Origin of the sequence: Shewanella waksmanii, from assembly GCF_043643685.1 — a bacterium.
Taxonomy (GTDB): Bacteria; Pseudomonadota; Gammaproteobacteria; order Enterobacterales; family Shewanellaceae; genus Shewanella; species Shewanella waksmanii_A.
In genome coordinates, this window is sequence record NZ_JBHZSN010000016.1 from 17693 (window position 1) to 39518 (window position 21826).

Here is a 21826-nt window from a genome sequence, read left to right on the forward strand (position 1 = left end):
GAAGATAAAGTTAACTGGCCGAAGCCATTTATCTGCTTACTATTACGCGGTGCGCCTCATTCTTTGGTTGTAAATAAGTAAATGATGCCGTTATCTAGTTCACAATTAGCAAAATGATATAAGTAAACAGTCTTTAATTACTCTGCTCGTTTAGTTGGTTAGAAACACTGATAAACACTAGGGTTTTGAAGAAAAACCATGTTAGTATTCGCCGCGAATTTATGTGGTTTTAAGGTTATTTAAGCAAAATTCACAAAAATCTATAAAAATATCGTGAAAGTATTGATATACTTCCCCCCGAATTTTAGAACGTAACTCAAACAGAGTAGAAAAATGACTGATTTATCAAAGTACAGAAACATTGGTATCTTTGCTCACGTTGACGCGGGTAAGACTACTACAACTGAGCGTATCCTTAAGCTCACCGGTAAGATCCACAAACTAGGTGAAGTGCATGACGGTGAATCTACAACTGACTTCATGGAACAGGAAGCTGAGCGTGGTATTACCATTCAGTCTGCTGCTGTAAGTTGTTTTTGGAACGATCACCGCTTTAACGTAATTGACACCCCTGGTCACGTTGACTTCACTGTTGAAGTTTATCGTTCTCTAAAAGTACTAGACGGTGGTGTTGGTGTATTCTGTGGTTCTGGTGGTGTTGAGCCGCAATCAGAAACTAACTGGCGTTATGCTAACGAATCTGAAGTTGCTCGTATCATCTTCGTAAACAAGTTAGACCGTATGGGTGCTGACTTCTTACGCGTAGTTAAACAAACTAAAGATGTACTAGCTGCTAACCCTCTAGTTATGGTTCTACCTATCGGCATCGAAGACGAGTTCAAAGGTGTTGTTGACCTACTAACTCGTAAAGCATGGGTTTGGGACGAAACTGGACAAGCTGAAAACTACACAATCGAAGAAATTCCAGCTGACATGGTTGACATGGTTGAAGAATACCGTGAGCAACTGATCGAGTCTGCAGTAGAAATGGACGACGATCTAATGGAAGCTTACATGGAAGGCGAAGAGCCATCTATGGAAGACATCAAGCGTTGTATCCGTGAAGGTACACGTACAATGGCATTCTTCCCAACATACTGTGGTTCTGCGTTCAAGAACAAAGGTATGCAGCTTCTACTAGACGCAGTTGTAGATTACCTACCTGCTCCACAAGAAGTTGATCCACAGCCTTTGACTGACGAAGAAGGTAACGAAACTGGCGAACACGCTATCGTTTCTGCTGATGAGCCGCTAAAAGCGCTTGCGTTCAAGATTATGGATGACCGTTTTGGTGCCCTAACCTTCGTACGTATCTACTCAGGTAAGATCAAGAAGGGTGACACCATCCTTAACTCTGCTACAGGTAAAACTGAGCGTGTTGGTCGTATGGTTGAGATGCAAGCTGATGAGCGTAACGAACTAGATTCTGCTCAAGCTGGTGACATCATCGCGATTGTTGGTATGAAGAACGTGCAAACCGGTCACACTTTATGTGATGTTAAGCACCCTTGTACTCTTGAAGCAATGGTATTCCCAGAGCCAGTTATCTCTATCGCTGTAGCACCAAAAGATAAAGGTGGTTCAGAGAAGATGGGTATCGCTATCGGTAAGATGATTGCTGAAGATCCATCATTCCGCGTTGAAACTGACGAAGATTCAGGTGAAACCATCCTTAAAGGTATGGGTGAGCTTCACTTAGACATTAAGGTTGATATCCTTAAGCGTACCTACGGCGTTGACCTAATTGTTGGTGAGCCTCAAGTTGCTTACCGTGAAACTATTACTCAAGTTATTGAAGATAGCTACACGCATAAGAAACAGTCTGGTGGTTCTGGTCAGTTCGGTAAGATCGACTACGTTATCCGTCCAGGTGAGCAAAACTCTGGTTTCACTTTCAGCTCTTCAGTTGTTGGTGGTAACGTACCTAAGGAATTCTGGCCTGCAGTTGAGAAAGGTTTCGCATCTATGATGGAAACTGGTACTGTAGCTGGCTTCCCAGTACTAGACGTTGAACTAGAACTAACTGACGGTGCTTTCCACGCAGTTGACTCGTCAGCTATCGCGTTCGAAATCGCAGCTAAAGGTGCGTTCCGTCAATCTATGCCAAAAGCAGGTGCTCAACTTCTTGAGCCTGTGATGAAAGTTGACGTATTCAGCCCAGAAGACAACGTAGGTGACGTAATTGGTGACCTTAACCGTCGTCGTGGTATGATCAAAGACCAACAAGCTGGCGTAACTGGCGTACGTATTAAGGGTGATGTACCGCTTTCAGAAATGTTCGGTTACATCGGTTCTCTACGTACTATGACATCTGGTCGTGGTCAGTTCTCTATGGAGTTCTCACACTACAGCCCATGTCCAAACAGCGTTGCTGAAAAAGTAATTGCTGAAGTTAAAGAGCGTGAAGCTAAGAAGTAATTAGCCTCTGCTAACAAATTAAAGCCGCGATTTTAATCGCGGCTTTTTTATTGCCACAATTAATCCAAGTGGATTTACCATTTTGACGAAACAACAACTTGCCGATACGGTCATTGTGTTTGATTTTGAAACGACAGGCTTATCTCCGGCACAAGGCGATCGCGCTATTGAGATTGGTGCGGTTTTAATTGAAAACGGGCAAATTCAAGACCGCTTTCAAGCTTTGATGAACCCCGGCTTTGCCGTAAGCCCTTTTATTGCAGACTACACTGGCATCAATAATCAAATGTTATCGACAGCAGAGCCCTGCGGTGATGTTATGGCAAGGTTTGCTGACTTTATCGCTGGTCATAATCTTGTTGCTCATAACGCCAGTTTTGATTGGCGCTTTCTAGAATATGAGTTGGCAGCTATAGGGCGTGTCCCTAGTAATGCAATCTCATGCTCGATGCTGATTTCACGGCGATTATTACAACATGCGCCCAGTCATAGTTTAGGATCATTAGTGAGCTATTTGAACTTACCCAATGATGGCGTATTTCACCGAGCACTGTACGATGCAGAAATGACAGCAAGCCTTTGGTTAGCATTGCTCGATGAGCTAGCACAGCAATTTCAAGTCACTGAAGTTGATTTCGCTTTGATGCAAAAGATAGCTAAAACACCTAAAGCGAAGCTGACTAAGCTGTTACTTAATACTTAGCCAAGCTGAATTTGTGGCCGCCTTAGGTCATTACTAAAATTGATAGCCCTAAGTTGATAGCCTATGTTGACTGCCTGGTCACTAGACTAGTCTTAATTAATTGACTTTCCACCTCTTCGCCGCGAATTTGTTTGAGGAGACTCTCAACCAAAATTTCCCCGGCAACCTTAGTGTCTTGCTTTACGGTGGTTAATGCAGGATTGGCAAAACTGGCAACAGGTAAATCATCATAGCCGACTACTTTTACCTGTTGCGGCACTTGGATCCCCTGCTCTGTTAATGCTCTTATTGCGCCAATTGCAATCAAATCGCTGGCAGCAAAAATACCATCAAATTGCTGTTTGGTTGCCAATAGTTTCATTGCCGCATCATAGCCTGATGCTTCAGTACTAATGGCACTGTACTGCAGTTGCTTGTCAACCTTTAACCCTTGTTCATCTAAGCTTTGGCTATAACCTAAATAACGCGACTTAAACTCTGGACTATGATCGCTGGCATCGCCAAGAAAAGCGATATTCTTGCATCCCTTTTCTAGCAAATGGGCTGTAGCAATATAGCCACCTTGCTGATTATCACAGCCAACACTTAATCGCCCTTCACTGTGCTCAGAAGGCCCCCAAATAACAAAATGGGTGTTCTGTTCAATCAGCTTAGTCAGTTTCTCTTGGTAATCTTTAAAATCACCGTAGCCAAGTAATATGATACCGTCAGCTTTGTTGCTGTCCTCGTAATCAGCATGCCAATCAGAGCTAAGCTGCTGAAAAGAAACAAGCAAGTCATAACCTTGCCTAGCGGTGGCACGAGTGATTGACCCTAACATTGTCAAAAAGAAAGGATTGATATGCGAATCATCATTGGTAGGATCTTCACACAATAACAAAGCCAAGGTAAGACTGCTCTGGGTTCGCAAATTACTGGCGTTCTTGTCGACTTTGTAATTCAACTCTTTGGCGATCGCATGCACTTTTAGTCTGGTTTCTTCATTCACCAATGGGCTATTACGCAGCGCCCGCGAAACGGTGGACTGCGACACCCCAGCGCGATATGCGATATCTATCGATGTGGCTTTAACACTCATGACTTAATTGGCCTATTATTGTAATTGTTGGCAATCTGCTATCAATCTACCACGTAAAGCCAGTAGATTAAATGCCGAGCTCGTCGAACAAGTCATCAGCAATATCATTACTTTTGTTTTCATCAGCCGCTTTTGACCAAGGCGATTTGTCAGCTGTTTTGCTGCCATGACCTTGGCCATGCTCAGCTAGCAATGCATCGGGATCATGTTCCTCATCAGCAAATTCATCCAATTTGATAAATTCCGTCTTATCCATGGCAAACTCAAGGTAAAAAATATGGTTGTTAGCGGTTTTAAATGAGACTCTTCTGGCTACTGCATCATCAAGGTTGGTATCAATGGAAATAGTCAACTCTTTGTTAATCGTTAACATTTTGGGTTGTGACTGACTGATAGAGGTTTGCAGCTCTTTATTTACCTTATTGATAAAATCACCCAAAATCTGATTCATCAGCTCGCCCATCACATCGCCCACTTCATCAGATGTGTGTGAAAACGCTAACTCACTTTCTGGCATGCCCATTTGTTGCATGTAGGCGCGATAAATCTCTATGGCTGCCGGCGCAGAAAAGTTAATGACCACCAAACCGCTAAAGCCACCATCAAAAATTGAGAAGCAACCTAAATCGGGCTTTAAACAGGTACGAGTAATACTTTGCACCATAGCAGCATGAGAAACCTGGCTATTGGTTGTACTCGACAATACATGGGACACCGAATGGCAAAGTTTTAGCAGAATATCGTCAGAGCTGATCACTTGAGGAGAACTTGTCATGAATCATAGCCTTATTTTGGTAATAACTAGGGTCTTTGGCTGTTAATTTTGCGCCGAATACAATTAAAAATCAAAAGCATTACAAAACTGTAACCCTGATTGCGCTATTTTTGTTCAAATAAAATCGATTTAAGCCACTAACTATGCAGTTAAAACTGAGTCAATGGAGCATGGATAAGATGTTAACTGTTAGGTAAAAATGACCCAAAAACAACAAATCAGCCACTTAAAAGGTGAGCAAGATCAACAATTTTAAAAACAAATTCTAAACATGATTAAGTTAATATTATTCATTCCGATGCATAGGTATATTCATTACCATAACAAGAATATTGAACTTAATTTTTTAAATTAAAGGGGACATCATGGGACTTTTGCGCCAGTTGACCATCTTACAGCGGCTTATTTTAATGCTAGTGCTTGCCGCTATTGGTACCTTTGTGTTTGCCAGCTTTTCAATTAACGAGCAACGTAATAACCTCATCGCACAAAAATGGGTACAAAATGATGCCCAACTCAATACCGTATTAAGCGTCATTGAAGCCCACCGTCAGCAGGTACAACAAAATGCGATCACCATAGAAGAAGCGAAGGTGGAAGTCGCTGCTTTAGTGAATCAAATTCACTCTAGCCAAGATGGTTATTTTGTTCTGATTGATGAGTCGCAAACCATCATAGCCCATGGCGGTGACAGAAGATTAATCGGCCAACAAGCCAGTGCGATTCGTTCACAAGACGGTCGCAGTCCGATGACTAAATTGGTAGCCGATGCCCAAAGCCAAACCATGGGTAAAGCGGAATTTGCCATTGCTAACCCATCAAGCGGTATCGTGGAAACTAAATTGGTTGAAGCACGTGCATTCACCCCTTGGAAATGGACCCTGGTTACAGGCTCCTACATGAGCGATATTAATGACGCCACTTGGGGCGTGGTGATGAATTATCTGATCATCATGGTACTAATATCTGCACCCATTTTTGCCTTCTTCTTAGTGTTAAATCACTCCATCACCACCCCGTTAAAAGAAGCGATTGCGGCTATGCGTGACATTGCCGAGGGTGAAGGCGATTTAACCAAAAGATTGCCGACTACCGGCAAAGATGAGGTGGTTGACTTAGCCATTGCATTTAATCTATTTGTCAACAAAATCAATATGCTGGTAGCAGAATTAAAGCCTGCCGGTGAAGAGCTAAATAACGACGCCCAGCGCTTACTTAACGCCGTTGGCGAATCGAATGCCAGCGTTGATCATTTACATCAGGAAACCAGCAGTGTCGCAACGGCCATCAATGAAATGTTGTCGACAACCCATGAAATGGCTAGCAATACCCAACAAGCCGCCGATGCCGCTAATAGTGTGAAAGATCAAGCACAGAACAGTAAAACCCAAATGGATAATACTGTGCAGCATACTGAAAAATTGGTTGAGGAGCTCAGAAGCTCAGAAGCCATCACCCACAATTTGGGCCAATCCTCTGACCAAATTGGCAGTATTTTGGATGTAATTCGCGGTATCGCAGATCAGACCAATCTACTGGCACTCAATGCGGCTATTGAAGCTGCCCGCGCCGGTACCCATGGGCGCGGTTTTGCAGTAGTCGCTGATGAAGTCCGTGCGCTAGCCAATCGTACCCAAGATTCAACCAATGAAATTCAAAAGATCATTGCCGATATCCAAGGTGGCGTAGCATCAGTAATGACCAGTAACAGCGAAACTCAAGCACAAAGTGAACAGTTGCAAGTACAAGCCAAGGAAGTGGGCGAAGCACTGGGCGAGATATTAGGACTTATTGGTCATATCAGCGATATGAACACCCAATTGGCCAGCGCCACCGAAGAGCAGTCTTTGGTCACAGAAGAGATTAACCGTAATATTTGCAGTATTACTGAGTTATCTGAAGTCTCAGTGCAAGCCAATGCCAGTAATCAAAAAGCAGCGGAATCTCTACAGCAAATCAGTAAAGACAGCGCACGGCTATTGGGACAGTTCAAAGTCACCTAACCTACCGTTGATGCAGAGGCACCACTTGGTGCCTCTTTCACCGACAAAAATATGTGTTAAGCTAGCGATAAATCTTATGGACCTTCATTGACTTAAATAAGGAACATTAATGGCTAGAATGACACTTGCAGTGCACCAGCAACTCTACAGTATCCATAGTTTTGCCCCCGACACCCCAATTGATCCCGTCGTTTTTAGCCAACAGATGTATTTCATCGGTAAAACCAAAGATGAACTCTCTATTGTTGTTCCCAGTGATATAAGCCTGGATAGCTTAGAGCAAGAAGATGACTGGCGCTGTTTTGAAGTCATGGGCCCGCTCGGGTTTTCCATGACTGGCATATTATCACGCGTCTCAGGTGCCCTATCTGATGCAGGCATCAGCATCTTTGCCATATCCACTTTTGATACTGACTACATACTGGTAAAAAAAGAAAAGCTTCAAGACGCCATTAACGCACTTTCGCGTAAGAGCTACAAAATTGTAGAATACGACTCTTAGAAGTAATCGCGTCAATTGAGGTTTATTGATGACACAAACACAACACTGCCAAAAAACCGTTACCATCATTGCAGAACATGGTATTCATACCCGCCCTGCCGCTTTAGTTGTCAAAGCAGCAAAAAGCTACAATTGCGATATTATTGTGGAATGTAACGGCAAGCAGGCCAGTGCCAAAAGCCTATTTAAATTGCAAACATTAGGGTTATATAAAGGCGTTAGCGTCAATGTTATTGCACAAGGTGAACAGGCCAACATCGCAGTTGAACATGTTTCAGAACTTTTAGTCACTCTCAGTTAAAAAGGCATCACATGGCATTAAAGGGGATTTCTGTATCTAAGGGCATTGCAATTGGACAAGCAATAACTTTTAAGCCAGACAATCAAGCGCTTAACTACCGCTTAATCAGCAAGTCTGCAGTGGGCAAAGAGCAGCAAAAGCTCGCTAAAGGGTTTGAGGCATTAATTGCCCTTTCAAAGCGTGCTTTAAAACAGTGCCCGCAAGACAGCGAATCTTATGCCTTAGTGGAATCGGATCTGATGTTGCTTGAAGATGAGGAACTCATCGATGAAATAAGCAACACCATTAGCAGCCAGCAGTTTTCAGCCGCCGTCGCAGTAGAGCGCACCTTTGCCAAACAAGTATTAGAGCTCGAAGGGCTTGATGATCCCTACTTAGCTGCTCGTGCAAATGATATCCGCTGTTTAAGTCAGCGGCTGATCAATACGCTGATTTGTGGACAATGCCAGAATATTGAAAACCTGCCAGAACAATCTATCATCATCGCTCATGACTTAACTCCCGCTGAATTTGCCCTGTTACCGTTAGACAAAATCAGTGGATTAGTGCTAGCGATCGGCGGTTTATCAAGTCATACCGCAATCTTAGCTCGAAGCTCTGGTTTACCCACACTGGTCAATTGTAGCGTCGATTTTGATCTATTATCTGACTGTCCCACCGTCGCTATCGATTGCCGCACCGGTGAACTGCACATCAATCCAAGTGATGAGCAAATTAAAGCCCTGCATACTGAACAGGCAAACATTAAGCAGCAGCAACAACGGCTCAATAAATATCAGCCATTGCCGTTGCAAACAAAAGACAGTTATTTAGTTGGTTTGCAGGCAAATGTAGGCTCTATAAATGAAATTAACCAACTATCAAACGTTTACTATCAGGGCGTTGGGTTATTTCGTACCGAATTTCTGTTTATGCACGCACAGACTGCGCCAACAGAGCAACAGCAATTCCAAATCTATTGCGATGCGCTCACGTTACTAAACGGACGGCCTTTAACGATTCGTACCATTGATGTCGGCGCCGATAAAGATGTGCCTTGTTTGAATATTACTAATGAGGATAACCCCGCATTAGGGTTAAGGGGAATACGCTACTCGTTAGCGCACCCCAAGCTATTTTGTGAACAGATCCGCGCTATTTTGCGCGCTGCCAATCACGGAGCTATTCGGCTAATGTTCCCAATGGTTAACCAAGTCGAAGAGCTTGAGCAGGTGCTAAGTTTAATAGAAACTTGCCGTCAACAACTTAATGATCAGGAAAAAGGTTTTGGACAGCTACATATCGGCATCGTGGTAGAAACTCCCGCCTGTGTCCTTAACCTTGATTCATTACTGCCACTGGTTGATTTTGTCAGTATCGGCAGCAATGACTTAACCCAATACACGATGGCCGCGGATCGAGGTACGCCGGATTTTGTGTCGCAATATCCGACCTTGTCGCCGGCCATTTTAACCTTGATCCAGCAAACCATTAATCAAGCAAAAGCCGCTAACGTTTTAACCTCAGTCTGTGGTGAAATTGCCAGTTATCCGCCCGCGTTAGCCTGCTTAGTTGGCATGGGAATCGACGAAGTGAGCGTCAATCCAAGTGCCATGCTTGAAATGAAACAAGCCCTAAGTGATCTCACATTAAACCAATGCCAGCAACTGGCTAAAAATGCGTTAAACACAAAAAGATTAAATGAACTCAATCAGCTGCTTACAAACTGTTACTAAAAGCATTTATTACTGTATGCTAGTAACTAAAATAGAAAGTTAGCTGTAATTTGGATAAAGAGGCCGTCGAAATGGGATTTTTAAGCCGTATTCGTAGATTGGTGTCCGGACAAACCAAAATTGCCGGTGGAATAGATGTATTTGCGCCTGTATCCGGAGAGATCGTAGCTATTGAGAAAGTCCCCGATGTGGTATTTGCAGAAAAAATTGTCGGGGATGGTATCGCTATCGCGCCGAAAGGACATCAGATCCTTGCCCCAATTGATGGCACCATTGGAAAGATTTTTGAAACAAATCACGCGTTCAGTATTGAATCCCCCCATGGACTCGAACTGTTTGTCCATTTTGGCGTCGGTACAGTGGAGCTGCGTGGCAATGGATTTACCCGCTTAGCTGAAGAGGGACAAACCGTAAAAGTGGGTGAGCCAATTTTAGAGTTTGATATTGAGTACCTCAAAGATCAGGTAGAAAGTCTACTGACTCCCGTTGTATTAGCTAATATGGAAGATATTAAAGAGCTAGACAAAAATCAGGGCACCATTGAAGCTGGCAAAGACGTTATCTTTTCAGTACAGCTTTAAGTAGTACATAGCTTTAACGAACCTATCAACCCATTAGCCTTGCTGCTTAATAGCGCACCAAGCTGCAAGGCGATGATACATATAATCAATTTTTTTCATCACGTTCGGTCTTGAGTCGCATTCGCGCCAATGACACAATAACCGACCTTCACTATTTAAAGCTCAAGGAGTAATACGTTGACTCTCTACGGAATCAAAAACTGCGATACAGTACGTAAGGCCAAGAAATGGCTTGAAAATAATAGTTTTGATGTCACTTTTCATGACTTTAGAGCCGACGGCATTGATGCAAATATTATTGAGCAATGGCTAACACAAGTTGATTGGGAAACATTATTCAATAAACGTAGTACCAGTTTCCGTGGTTTATCTGACGCAGATAAAGCAGGTATTGATCAACAAAAAGCTATCGCTTTGATGGTCGAGCACCCAACATTAATTAAACGCCCAGTACTGGTTTTAGATGACCAAATTTTAGTCGGATTTAAAGCTGCACAGTATGAAGAGGCCTTAAGCTAATGCAAGATGATGTGCTAAAGCTCGCTCAAGACCTTATTTCTCGCCCTTCTGTCACTCCGCTAGATGAAGGCTGCCAAGAGTTGATGGCAGACAGGTTAAAGCAGATTGGATTTGATATCGAATCTATGGTGTTTGAAGATACCACCAATATGTGGGCACGCCGCGGTAATGATGGTCCACTCTTTTGTTTTGCAGGCCATACCGATGTAGTGCCAACCGGCGATTTAAATCGCTGGCATACGCCCCCTTTCGATCCCGTGGTCATTGATGGTTATTTGCATGGTCGTGGTGCTGCTGACATGAAAGGTTCACTCGCAGCGATGGTCGTCGCGACCGAGCGATTTATTGCCAATCACCCAGATCATAATGGCTCAATAGCTTTTCTGATCACCAGTGATGAAGAAGGGCCTTTTATCAACGGCACAACCCGTGTTATCGATACCCTTGAGGCACGAAACGAAAAGATCACTTGGTCTTTAGTCGGGGAGCCATCGTCGACCCATAAGCTTGGTGATATCGTTAAAAACGGCCGAAGAGGCAGTCTAACCGGTAATCTAACGGTTAAGGGTGTTCAAGGCCATGTGGCATACCCACATTTAGCCGAGAACCCCATCCATAAAGCCGCTCCGGCGTTGGACGAATTAGCTAGAATGAAGTGGGATAATGGCAATGAGTTTTTCCCGCCAACCAGTTTTCAAATCGCCAATATCAATGGCGGTACAGGCGCATCGAATGTGATTCCAGGTAGTTTAGAGGTGATGTTCAATTTCCGCTATTCAACCGAAGTTACCGCTGAAATATTGATCCAACGGGTACTTAATATTCTCGATGCCCATGGGTTAGATTACGATATTAGCTGGATCTATAATGGCTTACCCTTTCTAACAGGCGAAGGACCATTGCTTGAAGCCACAAAAGAAGCGATTGCTGAAATCACAGGTACTGAAACAGACCCGCAAACATCAGGCGGCACCTCTGATGGACGATTTATCGCCCCAACAGGCGCGCAGGTTATTGAGCTCGGTCCAGTGAATGCCACGATTCATAAGGTTAATGAGTGTGTCAAAGTTGCCGATCTCGCCCTATTAGCCCGTTGCTATGAGCGCATTTTGGAAAAGCTGTTGTGCAAGTAACACCTATCGACAACGGTTTTTTATATGGCCTTGATGCTCAGCACTTGATTGAGTTTCAAGGTCATTTATTAGAAGCCAGTACCGCCAAAGCTTTGATGCAGATGCAGCAAGCCGCACAGAAAGATGGCATAAATATCGCTATTTGTAGTGCTTATCGCGACTTTGACAAACAGATGCAAATTTGGAACCTCAAAGCTTGCGGTAAACGACGCTTGTTAGATAAAAATAACCAGCTCGTTGATGCGAACAATCTAAATGCAAATGATTTGATCGACACTATTTTAATCTGGTCAGCACTACCCGGCACATCCCGCCATCACTGGGGTACAGACATCGATATTTTTGATAGCAACTGCATATCTCAATCAGATTTACGTTTAGTCAGTGATGAATATATGCCAGGTGGCCCTTGCCATGCCTTATTTAATTGGATGCAGTCTCATGCCCATAAGTTTGGCTTTTACCGACCTTACCAGGCTGGATTAAGTGGTGTGAGCCCTGAGCCTTGGCACTACAGTTACTACCCTTCAAGTCACTCTTTGCTTAAGCTGTTCAGAACAGCAGATTTGGCCTTGATAATAAACAACCATGACCTTGCGGTTAAGCAAGCATTAGCGCCACGCTTACCTGAGCTAGTAAATCAATACGTAATGAAAATAGCACCGGCGCCAGACTTACACAAACAGGAACAATTTTTATGAAGCTCGCTGATATGACACTTAACCTTGATGATCATCGACATACATTTGAGCTGCCTCAAGGCTCAATCAGTTATGTAGATATTGGTGAAGGCCCAGTGCTGTTACTCGGTCATAGTTTCTTGTGGGACAGTGATATGTGGTGGCCTCAGATCGCTTCATTGAGTCAACACTATCGCTGCATCGTGCCAGATCTTTGGGGACATGGCCTATCAACAACACTTCCCAAAGAGACGCAAAATTTAACTGACATTGCACGTGAATACTTGTTGCTGATGGATAACCTTAATGTGGAACATTTCTCGGTTATCGGTTTGTCTGTGGGTGGCATGTGGGGGGCAGAGCTTGCTCTACTTGCACCAAAGCGAGTTAAAACCTTGGCTATGCTAGGCTGCTTCATCGGCTTCGAACCGGAAGTGAGCCGCAATAAATATAACCAAATGCTTGATACCATGAGCATGTTGCAACATATACCCAATGAAATGGTTGAGCAGATAGCGCCGCTGTTTTTTGCCGACAACTGTCAAACACAAAACCCACAACTATTTGACTCATTTAAAAGCCATCTATTGAACTACCCTACTGAGTCTATCGAGTCCGTTGAGCGACTAGGTAAAATGATTTTTGGCCGACGCGACTTAATGGAAGACAGTGACAAGTTAACCCTACCTTGTCTGATTATGAATGGCACCGAAGACAAACCTAGACCTATCATTGAAGGTTACTTAATGCACGATGCCATTGATGGTAGCGAATTTGTCCACATTGCCGATGCAGGACACATCTCTACCCTTGAACAAAGCCAGTTTGTCAGTCAACAGCTACACAATTTTTTGAGTAAATACCTTGCTTAATGTCTCATTTTTAGCATGTGACAGAGTAGACCTGATAGCTTTTTGATAAGTGATATGATCAAATGGAAAACTTCATTATAGGTACCCTAATAACCCCATGAAATTACTCAAACCTCTATTTGATAATAATCGCCGTTGGGCAGAGCGAATTAACCAAGAAGATCCGACGTTTTTTCAGCAGCTAGCGCAACAACAAAACCCTGAGTATTTATGGATTGGCTGCTCTGATAGTCGTGTACCTTCTAACCAAATCATTGATTTAATGCCCGGTGAAGTGTTCGTGCACCGCAATATAGCCAACATGGTTATTCATACTGACCTTAACTGTTTATCTGTACTACAGTACGCAGTTGAAGTACTTAAGGTAAAACATATCATGGTAGTTGGACACTATGGCTGTGGCGGGATTAAGGCATCATTGGGCACAGAAAGACTCGGCCTTATCGATAACTGGTTAGGGCACATACGAGACGTTTCCAGACTGCATGAAGATGAGTTATCTAAACTCGATGAGCAATCTCGATTTGATCGCTTGTGTGAACTCAATGTCGTCGAACAAGTGGGCAATGTCGCCAGCACCAATATTGTTCAAGATGCTTGGCAAAATGGCCAACAAGTCGCAATCCACGGCTGGATCTACAGTGTTGAAAATGGCCTACTCTCAGATCTCGACGTCACGATAGATAACGGTACATTAGCAAAAGGCTAAATCGACAACTGGGCTGGCGGCCTTAGCCTGTCAGCCCAGTCAAATTGGCTAGGGTTTAAGCTATTAAGCCATTTATTCACAAATTTGTTTAAATAATCCTTAATAAACATCGCAGTTGTCCCCTCTTCCCAGTTATAATCCTTTAGTTATGTTTTATTTCTAGCGCGTATTGCGCAGCGAATTCTAAGGAAATCACCATGCCTGGTTTTGAATTATTTGGTCCTGAAGAGAAACAGGAAGTTGCAGATGTAATGGAAAATGGCTTTACCTTCCGTTACAACTTTGATCACATGCGTAATGACCGTTGGAAGACGCGTGAGATGGAACAACTACTTTGCGAAAAAATGAACGCAAAGCATGCCCACCTAGTATCAAGTGGTACCGCTGCACTGCAGACCGCAATGGCAGCTGCAGGTATTGGCGCTGGTGATGAAGTCATTGTGCCGCCATTTACCTTCGTCGCTTCAGTAGAAGCAGTATTTATGGCTGGCGCAATTCCAGTATTTGCTGAAATTGACGAAACCTTATGCTTATCACCAGAAGGTATTGAAGCGGCTATCACCCCACGCACTAAGGCAATTAACCTAGTACACATGTGTGGTTCTATGGCTAAAATGGATGAAATTAAAGCCATTTGTGAAAAGCACAACATTCTGATCCTCGAAGATGCTTGCCAAGCCATCGGTGGCAGCTATAAAGGTCAAGCTCTTGGTACCATAGGCGATGTTGGCTGTTACTCATTCGATTCCGTGAAAACCATCACCTGTGGTGAAGGTGGCGCGATCATAACTAACAATGAAACCATCTACAACCATGCACATATGTTCTCTGATCACGGCCACGACCACGTAGGTAATGATCGCGGTGCTGAAGGCCACCCAATTATGGGTCTAAACTTCCGCATTTCAGAAATGAACTCAGCAATGGGTCTTGCCCAGCTACGTAAGCTAGACAAGATTATTGATATTCAGCGTACCAACAAAAAGCTGATTAAAGACGCGATGGCGGAAATTCCAGAAGTAACTTTCCGTGAAATCCCTGATCCAGAAGGCGATTCAGCGGGCTTCTTAACCTTCTTCATGCCAACTGAAGAACGTACCATCGAGATCAATAAAAAACTCGCTGAAAACGGCGTTGATGGCTGCTTCTACTGGTATGTTAACAACTGGCACTACTTGTCTAATTGGAAACATATTCAACAACTTCAAGCACCAGCTGCACTACCGATCACATTAATTGATGATAAGCCTGACTATACTCAAGTGTCTGTACCTAAGTCTGATGCCATTATGAGCCGAACTATTTCAATGCTCATTAAACTATCTTGGACGGAAGAAGAGATTCAGCAGCGCATTGAAAATATCAAGCGCGCTTTCGCCTAATAGAAATTACTCAGCGCTACTGGATAACCAGTAGCAGTACTTTTTACAATAAATGTCTCAATGGAGAAGCTTGTAATGAGTTTTAAAAATTTTAAATGCGTACCAAAAATGATCTTTGGACGCGGTTCATTTGCACAACTCGATCAAGTGCTAAGCGAAGAGCGCAAAACGGAAGACGATTTCGTCGTATTCCTCGTTGACGATGTACATCAAGACAAGCCACTAGGCGGTCGAGTACCAGCTAAAGACCATGACTTGGTTATCTATGTCAATGTTGACGATGAGCCAACAACCAAGCAAGTTGACGACCTGACTATTCAAGTTCAAGAGTTTAACCAAAACCTACCTGTTAGCGTTATTGGTCTTGGTGGTGGTTCAACGTTGGATTTAGCCAAAGCGGTTTCTTTGATGTTAACCAACCCAGGTGGTAGTGCAATGTACCAAGGCTGGGATCTCATTAACAACCCTGCTGTGCACCATATTGGCATTCCAACGGTTTCCGGTACTGGCGCAGAAGCGTCACGTACAGCAGTGCTTTGTGGCCCTGTACGTAAACTTGGTTTGAACTCTGATTACACTGTATTTGACCAAATTATCATGGACTCTGAGCTGATTGCCGGTGTACCAACAGATCAATGGTTCTATACAGGTATGGATTGCTACATTCACTGTGTGGAGTCACTAGAAGGCACTTACCTGAATGAATTTGCAAAAGCTTTTGCAGAGAAGTCGATGGATCTGTGCCGTGAAGTATATCTAGATGACCACCCAGAGAAAGATGACAAATTAATGATGGCATCTTATATGGGCGGTATGAGCATCGCGTATAGCCAAGTGGGTGCATGTCATGCTGTTTCATACGGCCTTGGTTATGTATTAGGTTATCATCACGGTATAGGTAACTGCTTGGCATTTGATGTGCTAGAAGAATTCTACCCAGAAGGCGTAGCTGAATTCCGTCAAATGATGAAAAAGCACAACATCACATTACCGAAAAACATCTGTAAAGACCTGCCAGATGAGACCATTGCTAAGATGGTAGCCGTCACTAAGAGCATGGGCCCACTTTGGGACAATGTTTACGGTGAAGGTTGGGAAGAGAAAGTGACTGACGAAATGCTCACTAAGCTGTTCCGTCGTATCTAAATCTGAACACGGACAGGACCAATGTCCTGTCCAAATTTTGCTTTAACATAGGTAATTGTAATGAATGTCACTCTGTTAATCCCGGCCCGCTATGGTTCTAGCCGCTTTCCAGGGAAACCACTTGCGCCGATTAACGGTAAGCCCATGATCCAACATGTTGTTGAGCGTGCATCTTTAGCACGAGGCTTAACCAATATATATGTTGCCACTGATGATGAGCGTATTAAAGAATCTGTCGAAAGCTTTGGTGGTAAAGTGGTCATGACCAACCCAGAAGCAGCTTCGGGTACAGATCGTATTGAAGACGCCATTACACAACTAGGTCTAGCTGACGATGATCTAGTGATTAACCTACAAGGCGATCAACCGCTTATTGACCCTATCTCCATCGAACAGATTATCAGCCTCTTTGAACGTCACCCTGGTGAATTTGAAATGGCAACCTTAGGCTTTGAAATCACTGAAGAGCACGAGCTCAATGATCCAAAGCACGTAAAAATGGTATTTGATAATAACTTCTACGCTTTGTACTTTTCACGTGCTCGCATCCCCTTTGGCCGCGACACTGACGACTATCCGGTATATAAACACCTAGGCGTTTATGCCTATACCAAAAAGTTCGTCTCCACCTTTGCTAAACTTCCTTTAGGACGTTTAGAAGATTTAGAAAAGCTAGAGCAATTACGAGCAATAGAGCACAGCCATAAAATTAAAGTTGCCATCAGTGCCTTTGATTCGCCAGAAGTCGATACCCCTGAAGATATTCGAATTTGTGAAGCAAGGCTTGCAGTTGATTAACCTTTGATAGGAGCACCGTCATGTCTGATTTAGAAGTTGCGTTACTGATATTACTCGTGGTTGGAGTAATCGCGAGTAACTTAGCGGTGCTGAAATACAGCGCTAAGTTTAAGATGACGCAATTTGGCAAACATCATGACAAGACAAAAGCTGGCAAAGACAAGGTTGAAGCACCCGAAAAAACAGACGCAGACTAGCGAGATCAGCAAGGTTTACCCGACAAAGTAAAAAATTGCCAATAAAAAAAGCCAACGTTAAACGTTGGCTTTTTTGCTAATGAATCTTCGTAAACCTCTTCAATGAAACAGGCCTCATCGATTGATGATAAAACATTAGTCTTGTTTAAGCTCTATTTCGAGCTTACGCGCAATAGCCTCAGGCGAACCGGTATTGCGGGCTAATAGTCCATAAACAACCGGGATCACTAACAAGGTAAAGAAGGTCGCCAATATAATACCGGATAGCACCACGACCCCTATCACGAATCGTGTCTCGGCGCCTGCACCTTGAGCCAACACTAACGGAATCGCACCCGCTGCGGTGGTTATCCCTGTCATCAGAATCGGTCTCAGACGCTGGCTAGCCGCTTGGATAATAGCACTATCAAACTCAAGGCCTTTATCACGCAGTTGGTTGGCAAACTCGACAATCAAGATACCGTTTTTAGCCGCTAACCCCACCAACATGATGATACCAATTTGCGAGTAGATATTGAGACTTTGACCGGTAAAATACAGCCCAACCAGAGCGCCTAGCGTAGCCAATGGTACAGTTAGCATAATGACCAACGGGTGAACGTAGCTCTCAAATTGCGCGGCGAGAACAAGAAACACAATACCAAGTGCAAGAATGAACACAAATAGCATTGAATTGCCCGAGTCTTGATAATCAAGCGACTGCCCTTTGTAACTAATTACCGCTTCTGCAGGCAGATAGGTATAAGCAATCTCATTGAGGTAATCCAGTGCTTCACCTAAGCTGTAACCATCTGCAAGGTTAGCTTCAATCGTTATTGAGCGCATACGATTATAACGATTCAACTGACTCGCATCAGCGAACTCTTCAACACTCACTAAGTTTGCTAACGGAATAAGCTCGCCACTTCTGTCTGAGCGCACATAAATATTACTTAAATCATTGGCCGTATTTTGATTATCTCGATTACCTTCAATAATCACATCGTACTCTTCACCGTCTCGCATAAATGTGGTCACTAAGCGTGAACCTAACATCGATTCCAGTGTACGTCCGATATGGGAAATCGAAACGCCCAAATCTGCCGCGCGATCTTTATCAATGACAACCCGTAATTGAGGTTTGGTCTCTTTATAGTCATGATCGACACCCACCAAATTCGGGTTTTCTTCGGCTTTTTCTAAAATGATATCGCGCCACTGTGCTAGCGCTTCATAACTTGGACCACCAAGTACAAACTGTACAGGCTTACCAACGCCGCGGCCAAATGCTTGTCGCATCACCGGGAACGCCCTTACACCGGCTAAATCAGCTAAACGACCGCGAATATCACCGATGATTTCATTGGCCGGGCGGCGAACAGACCAATCTTCTAAAACAATAATTGCCATACCATTAGAGAAGTCTGCACCACGACCAAACCCGCGAGGCGCGCGGATAAGCAAGCGTTTTATTTCCCCTGCTTCAACCAGAGGCATTAAGCGGTTTTCAATCTCATCCATATAAGGTTGAACATAATCAAAGCTGGCACCTTGTGGACCATTGACGATCAAGAACATGGAGCCTCGATCTTCACGTGGCGCAAACTCCTGAGGGACTTCTTTTAGCAAATAACCACTCGTTGCCAACGCCGCTAATATTACCGAACTGACAATAAATGAGTGTTTCATCGCTTTAGCTAATACCCGTTTATAAAAATCAGCCAGGCTCGTCATGCCCTTATCTATTTGACGTACTAACCAAGGATCTTGCTCTGATGGTTGTAACAGCTTTGAGCACATCATCGGACTAAGGGTAAGTGCAACAATACTTGAGAATATCACCGCAGCACTCATGGCGACGGCGAACTCTTTGAACAGCTTACCTAAGTCACCTTCCAGGAAAGTGATCGGCATGAATACTGAGACCAACACTAAGGTCGTTGCGACAACAGCAAAAGCCACTTCTCGCGAGCCTAAGAACGCAGCCTTAAGCGGACTATCGCCCTCTTCGATGCGGCGGTGAATATTCTCAAGGACCACAATGGCGTCATCAACAACCATCCCGATGGCCAAAATCATCGCCAGCAAGGTCAAAAGGTTGATGGTATAACCAAGTGCATAGAGCACAATGAACGTGGCCATTAATGATACTGGTACCGTTAGTGCCGGGATAAGCATGGCTCTGACGCTACCCAAAAACAGATATATCACCACAATAACCAACGCCATGGCGATAAACAGTGTTTGGTAAACCTCTTTAACCGATGCTTCAATAAATACTGAGCTATCATAGGAGCGTTTAATCTCCATACCCGCAGGTAAGGTCGGGTTTATCACATCGACCAGTTTGTTGGCAGCTCTGGCTACGTCTAAGGTGTTTGCGGTTGATTGCTTAGAAACCCCAAGACCAATCATTGCTTCGCGGTTGCCTCTAAAGGTAATACGTTCTTCTTCAGAACCAATTTCTACCCGTGCAACATCACCTAACCTGACTAAATAACCATCTTCACCTTCAGTCAGTACTAGACTGGCAAAATCATCTTTGTTCTTAAAGCTACGCTCAAGTCTCACGGTGAAGTGACGTTCAGCAGATTCTACTGACCCTGCAGGTAACTCTACGTTTTCTGAGCGTAATACCCGCTCAATGTCAGCAACAGTTAGGTTTCGTGCCGCTAAGGCTTGGCGGTCGATCCAAATTCGCATTGCGTAGACTTTGCCGCCACCAATACGAATGTTTGCCACGCCATCTAACACAGAAAAACGGTCAACTAAATAGCGTCTAGCGTAGTCAGTCAGCTGTAAGGTGGTCATCTGATCTGACACTAGGTTAAGCCACATAATGACTTCATCACCGCCATTGGATTTTTGCACCTCTGGTGGATCAGCCTCTTCAGGTAAGTTATTCAGCAAGCCTGAAACCCGATCACGAACATCATTGGCGGCGGCTTCGATATCACGATCAATATCAAATTCTAACGTAACCGATGAGCGACCATCTCGACTGGAAGAGTTGATATGACGAATGCCCTCGACACCACTGATACGGTCTTCAACAAGTTGGGTGATGCGGCTTTCAACAACCGCAGCACTCGCCCCACGGTAGTTGGTTTGAATTGAAACCACAGGCGGATCAATATTGGGGTATTCGCGCAAAGGCAGTTTTTCAAATGCCACTAACCCAAATGCGATAAGTAAGATGCTAATAACCGAAGCAAAGACGGGGCGTTTAACCGATAAGTCCGTTAAGATCATACTATCGGTTCCACCTTAGCTCGCTCTAAAAAGCTAAAACGTTCACTGAATTGTACTTTGACTGTATCGCCAGGCTTCACTTTCAAGATACCGCGTATCATCACCTGTTCATTAAGATCGACACCATCGACAATTTCTACCCAGCCACGTTTACGTAAACCGAGCTGCACCTGACGGCGTTCAACAACATTTTCATCATTAACCAAATAGACAAAGTGGTTACTTTGAATAGGAATAATTGCTGACTCTGGAATGATTAAGGCTTCGCGATTTTGCTTAATCAAATTGACCTTCATCAACATACCAGGCAGCAGTCTTAAATCAGGATTTACGATTTCAGCTCGTACCACCACTGAACGGGTTGTAGGGTTAATACGGCTATCAACTGACACCACCTTGCCTTTAAAAATTGCATCGGGATAAGCAACGGCTTTTGCTTCAACATCTTTGCCGACCTGTAGCGATTGTAAGAATCGTTCAGGCACCGAAAAGTCCAGTTTGATGATAGAGATATCATCAAGGGTTGTGATCACGGTACCAGGTGTGACTAAACTCCCTACACTGACTTGGCGCAAACCTAAACGACCACTAAATGGGGCGCGAATGCGGCGATCTTTCAAAGCTGACTCAGCTTGTTCAAGTTCGGCACGGGCGGTATCAATCAGGGTTTGTAATCTGTCTCGTTCAAGTTCAGCAACCGTTTGGCTGGTCACTAGGGTCCGAATTCTATCTAACTCGCGGCGATGATCGTTAACACGAACCTTTGCCACGGTAACCCTTGCAGCCTGCTCTCGGTCTTGTAACTGCACCATCAAATCACCCTTATTCACCAGCTGACCATCTTTGAAGTTAATGTTGGTGATCACATCGCTGACTTTGGGAGTAACAGTAATAGACTCATAGGCTTTGCTGGTACCTAGCGCCTCGACTTCATCTCTAACCGGGGACAGCATTGCCTTAGCAACGACAACATTAGGCGTTGGGCGCTGTCGTTTTTGTTGGGAGGTATCTGTTGGGTTTAGTTGCAAATAGGCAACATATGCTGCCGCAGCTAACGCCAGAATTATTATTATTTTTTTCATT

At 44.0% G+C, this 21826-nt stretch carries 20 protein-coding genes; 16 read left to right on the forward strand and 4 right to left on the reverse strand.

The window, feature by feature from the left end; genetic code table 11:
- Positions 1-333: 333 nt before the first annotated feature.
- Both fusA and ACHUFW_RS19275 read left to right on the forward strand, forming a co-directional pair.
- Positions 334-2418: an elongation factor G gene (gene fusA, locus ACHUFW_RS19270; protein ID WP_394205400.1), complete on the forward strand. Its 2085-nt coding sequence runs from the start codon at positions 334-336 to the stop codon at positions 2416-2418.
- 82 nt (positions 2419-2500) lie between these two features.
- Positions 2501-3121, forward strand: a complete 621-nt coding sequence (locus tag ACHUFW_RS19275) for a 3'-5' exonuclease (RefSeq protein ID WP_394205402.1) — start codon at positions 2501-2503, stop codon at positions 3119-3121.
- 61 nt (positions 3122-3182) lie between these two features.
- On the opposite strand, the gene ACHUFW_RS19280 is transcribed toward ACHUFW_RS19275, so the two are convergent.
- Together ACHUFW_RS19280 and ACHUFW_RS19285 are read right to left on the reverse strand one after the other, a co-directional pair.
- The gene (locus tag ACHUFW_RS19280) at positions 3183-4199 is read right to left on the reverse strand and encodes a LacI family DNA-binding transcriptional regulator (RefSeq protein ID WP_394205404.1); all 1017 of its coding nucleotides are present in this window, start codon (positions 4197-4199) and stop codon (positions 3183-3185) included.
- A gap of 67 nt (positions 4200-4266) precedes the next feature.
- Positions 4267-4974 carry a DUF3334 family protein gene (locus tag ACHUFW_RS19285; RefSeq protein ID WP_394205406.1) on the reverse strand — a complete coding sequence of 236 codons (708 nt, stop codon included), beginning with the start codon at positions 4972-4974 and terminating at the stop codon, positions 4267-4269.
- 362 nt (positions 4975-5336) lie between these two features.
- Between ACHUFW_RS19285 and ACHUFW_RS19290 the strand changes: the two genes are divergently transcribed.
- The 14 genes from ACHUFW_RS19290 to ACHUFW_RS19355 all read left to right on the forward strand — a co-directional run bounded on the left by ACHUFW_RS19290 (position 5337) and on the right by ACHUFW_RS19355 (position 17512).
- A complete protein-coding gene (locus tag ACHUFW_RS19290; RefSeq protein WP_394205496.1) occupies positions 5337-6977 on the forward strand; it encodes a methyl-accepting chemotaxis protein in 1641 nt (546 codons plus the stop codon).
- Between the two features lie 109 nt (positions 6978-7086).
- Positions 7087-7479, forward strand: coding sequence for an ACT domain-containing protein (locus ACHUFW_RS19295; protein ID WP_394205408.1), 393 nt, complete (start codon positions 7087-7089; stop codon positions 7477-7479).
- Positions 7480-7507: 28 nt separating this feature from the next.
- Positions 7508-7780 (forward strand): HPr family phosphocarrier protein, encoded by a 273-nt coding sequence (locus tag ACHUFW_RS19300; protein WP_394205409.1) that lies wholly within the window; start codon positions 7508-7510, stop codon positions 7778-7780.
- A gap of 11 nt (positions 7781-7791) precedes the next feature.
- Positions 7792-9495 (forward strand): phosphoenolpyruvate--protein phosphotransferase, encoded by a 1704-nt coding sequence (gene ptsP / locus ACHUFW_RS19305; protein ID WP_394205411.1) that lies wholly within the window; start codon positions 7792-7794, stop codon positions 9493-9495.
- Positions 9496-9566: 71 nt separating this feature from the next.
- On the forward strand, positions 9567-10076 hold the full coding sequence (crr, locus tag ACHUFW_RS19310) for a PTS glucose transporter subunit IIA (RefSeq protein WP_394205413.1): 510 nt from the start codon (positions 9567-9569) through the stop codon (positions 10074-10076).
- Positions 10077-10253: 177 nt separating this feature from the next.
- A complete protein-coding gene (locus ACHUFW_RS19315) occupies positions 10254-10595 on the forward strand; it encodes an ArsC family reductase (RefSeq protein ID WP_394205415.1) in 342 nt (113 codons plus the stop codon).
- A complete protein-coding gene (dapE, locus tag ACHUFW_RS19320; protein ID WP_394205417.1) occupies positions 10595-11728 on the forward strand; it encodes a succinyl-diaminopimelate desuccinylase in 1134 nt (377 codons plus the stop codon). The genes ACHUFW_RS19315 and dapE overlap by 1 nt, the downstream gene beginning before the upstream one ends.
- Positions 11719-12429: a M15 family metallopeptidase gene (locus tag ACHUFW_RS19325; protein ID WP_394205418.1), complete on the forward strand. Its 711-nt coding sequence runs from the start codon at positions 11719-11721 to the stop codon at positions 12427-12429. The genes dapE and ACHUFW_RS19325 overlap by 10 nt, the downstream gene beginning before the upstream one ends.
- Positions 12426-13280 (forward strand): alpha/beta fold hydrolase, encoded by an 855-nt coding sequence (locus ACHUFW_RS19330; RefSeq protein WP_394205420.1) that lies wholly within the window; start codon positions 12426-12428, stop codon positions 13278-13280. Before ACHUFW_RS19325 ends, ACHUFW_RS19330 begins: the two co-directional genes overlap by 4 nt.
- Positions 13281-13377: 97 nt before the next feature.
- Positions 13378-13989, forward strand: coding sequence for a carbonate dehydratase (gene can / locus ACHUFW_RS19335; protein ID WP_394205421.1), 612 nt, complete (start codon positions 13378-13380; stop codon positions 13987-13989).
- A gap of 197 nt (positions 13990-14186) precedes the next feature.
- Positions 14187-15371 carry an 8-amino-3,8-dideoxy-alpha-D-manno-octulosonate transaminase KdnA gene (gene kdnA, locus ACHUFW_RS19340; protein ID WP_394205423.1) on the forward strand — a complete coding sequence of 395 codons (1185 nt, stop codon included), beginning with the start codon at positions 14187-14189 and terminating at the stop codon, positions 15369-15371.
- 75 nt (positions 15372-15446) lie between these two features.
- Entirely contained in the window at positions 15447-16517 is a 1071-nt protein-coding gene (gene kdnB, locus ACHUFW_RS19345) for a 3-deoxy-alpha-D-manno-octulosonate 8-oxidase KdnB (protein WP_394205425.1), read from the forward strand.
- Between the two features lie 60 nt (positions 16518-16577).
- Positions 16578-17315, forward strand: coding sequence for an 8-amino-3,8-dideoxy-manno-octulosonate cytidylyltransferase KdsB (gene kdsB / locus ACHUFW_RS19350; protein ID WP_394205426.1), 738 nt, complete (start codon positions 16578-16580; stop codon positions 17313-17315).
- A gap of 20 nt (positions 17316-17335) precedes the next feature.
- Positions 17336-17512 carry a DUF2897 family protein gene (locus tag ACHUFW_RS19355; RefSeq protein WP_394205428.1) on the forward strand — a complete coding sequence of 59 codons (177 nt, stop codon included), beginning with the start codon at positions 17336-17338 and terminating at the stop codon, positions 17510-17512.
- A gap of 135 nt (positions 17513-17647) precedes the next feature.
- Here the strand turns inward: ACHUFW_RS19355 and ACHUFW_RS19360 are convergent, their stop codons facing one another.
- The gene (locus ACHUFW_RS19360) at positions 17648-20743 is read right to left on the reverse strand and encodes an efflux RND transporter permease subunit (RefSeq protein ID WP_394205429.1); all 3096 of its coding nucleotides are present in this window, start codon (positions 20741-20743) and stop codon (positions 17648-17650) included.
- Positions 20740-21825 (reverse strand): efflux RND transporter periplasmic adaptor subunit, encoded by a 1086-nt coding sequence (locus ACHUFW_RS19365; RefSeq protein ID WP_394205431.1) that lies wholly within the window; start codon positions 21823-21825, stop codon positions 20740-20742. Before ACHUFW_RS19365 ends, ACHUFW_RS19360 begins: the two co-directional genes overlap by 4 nt.
- Position 21826: the final 1 nt, after the last annotated feature.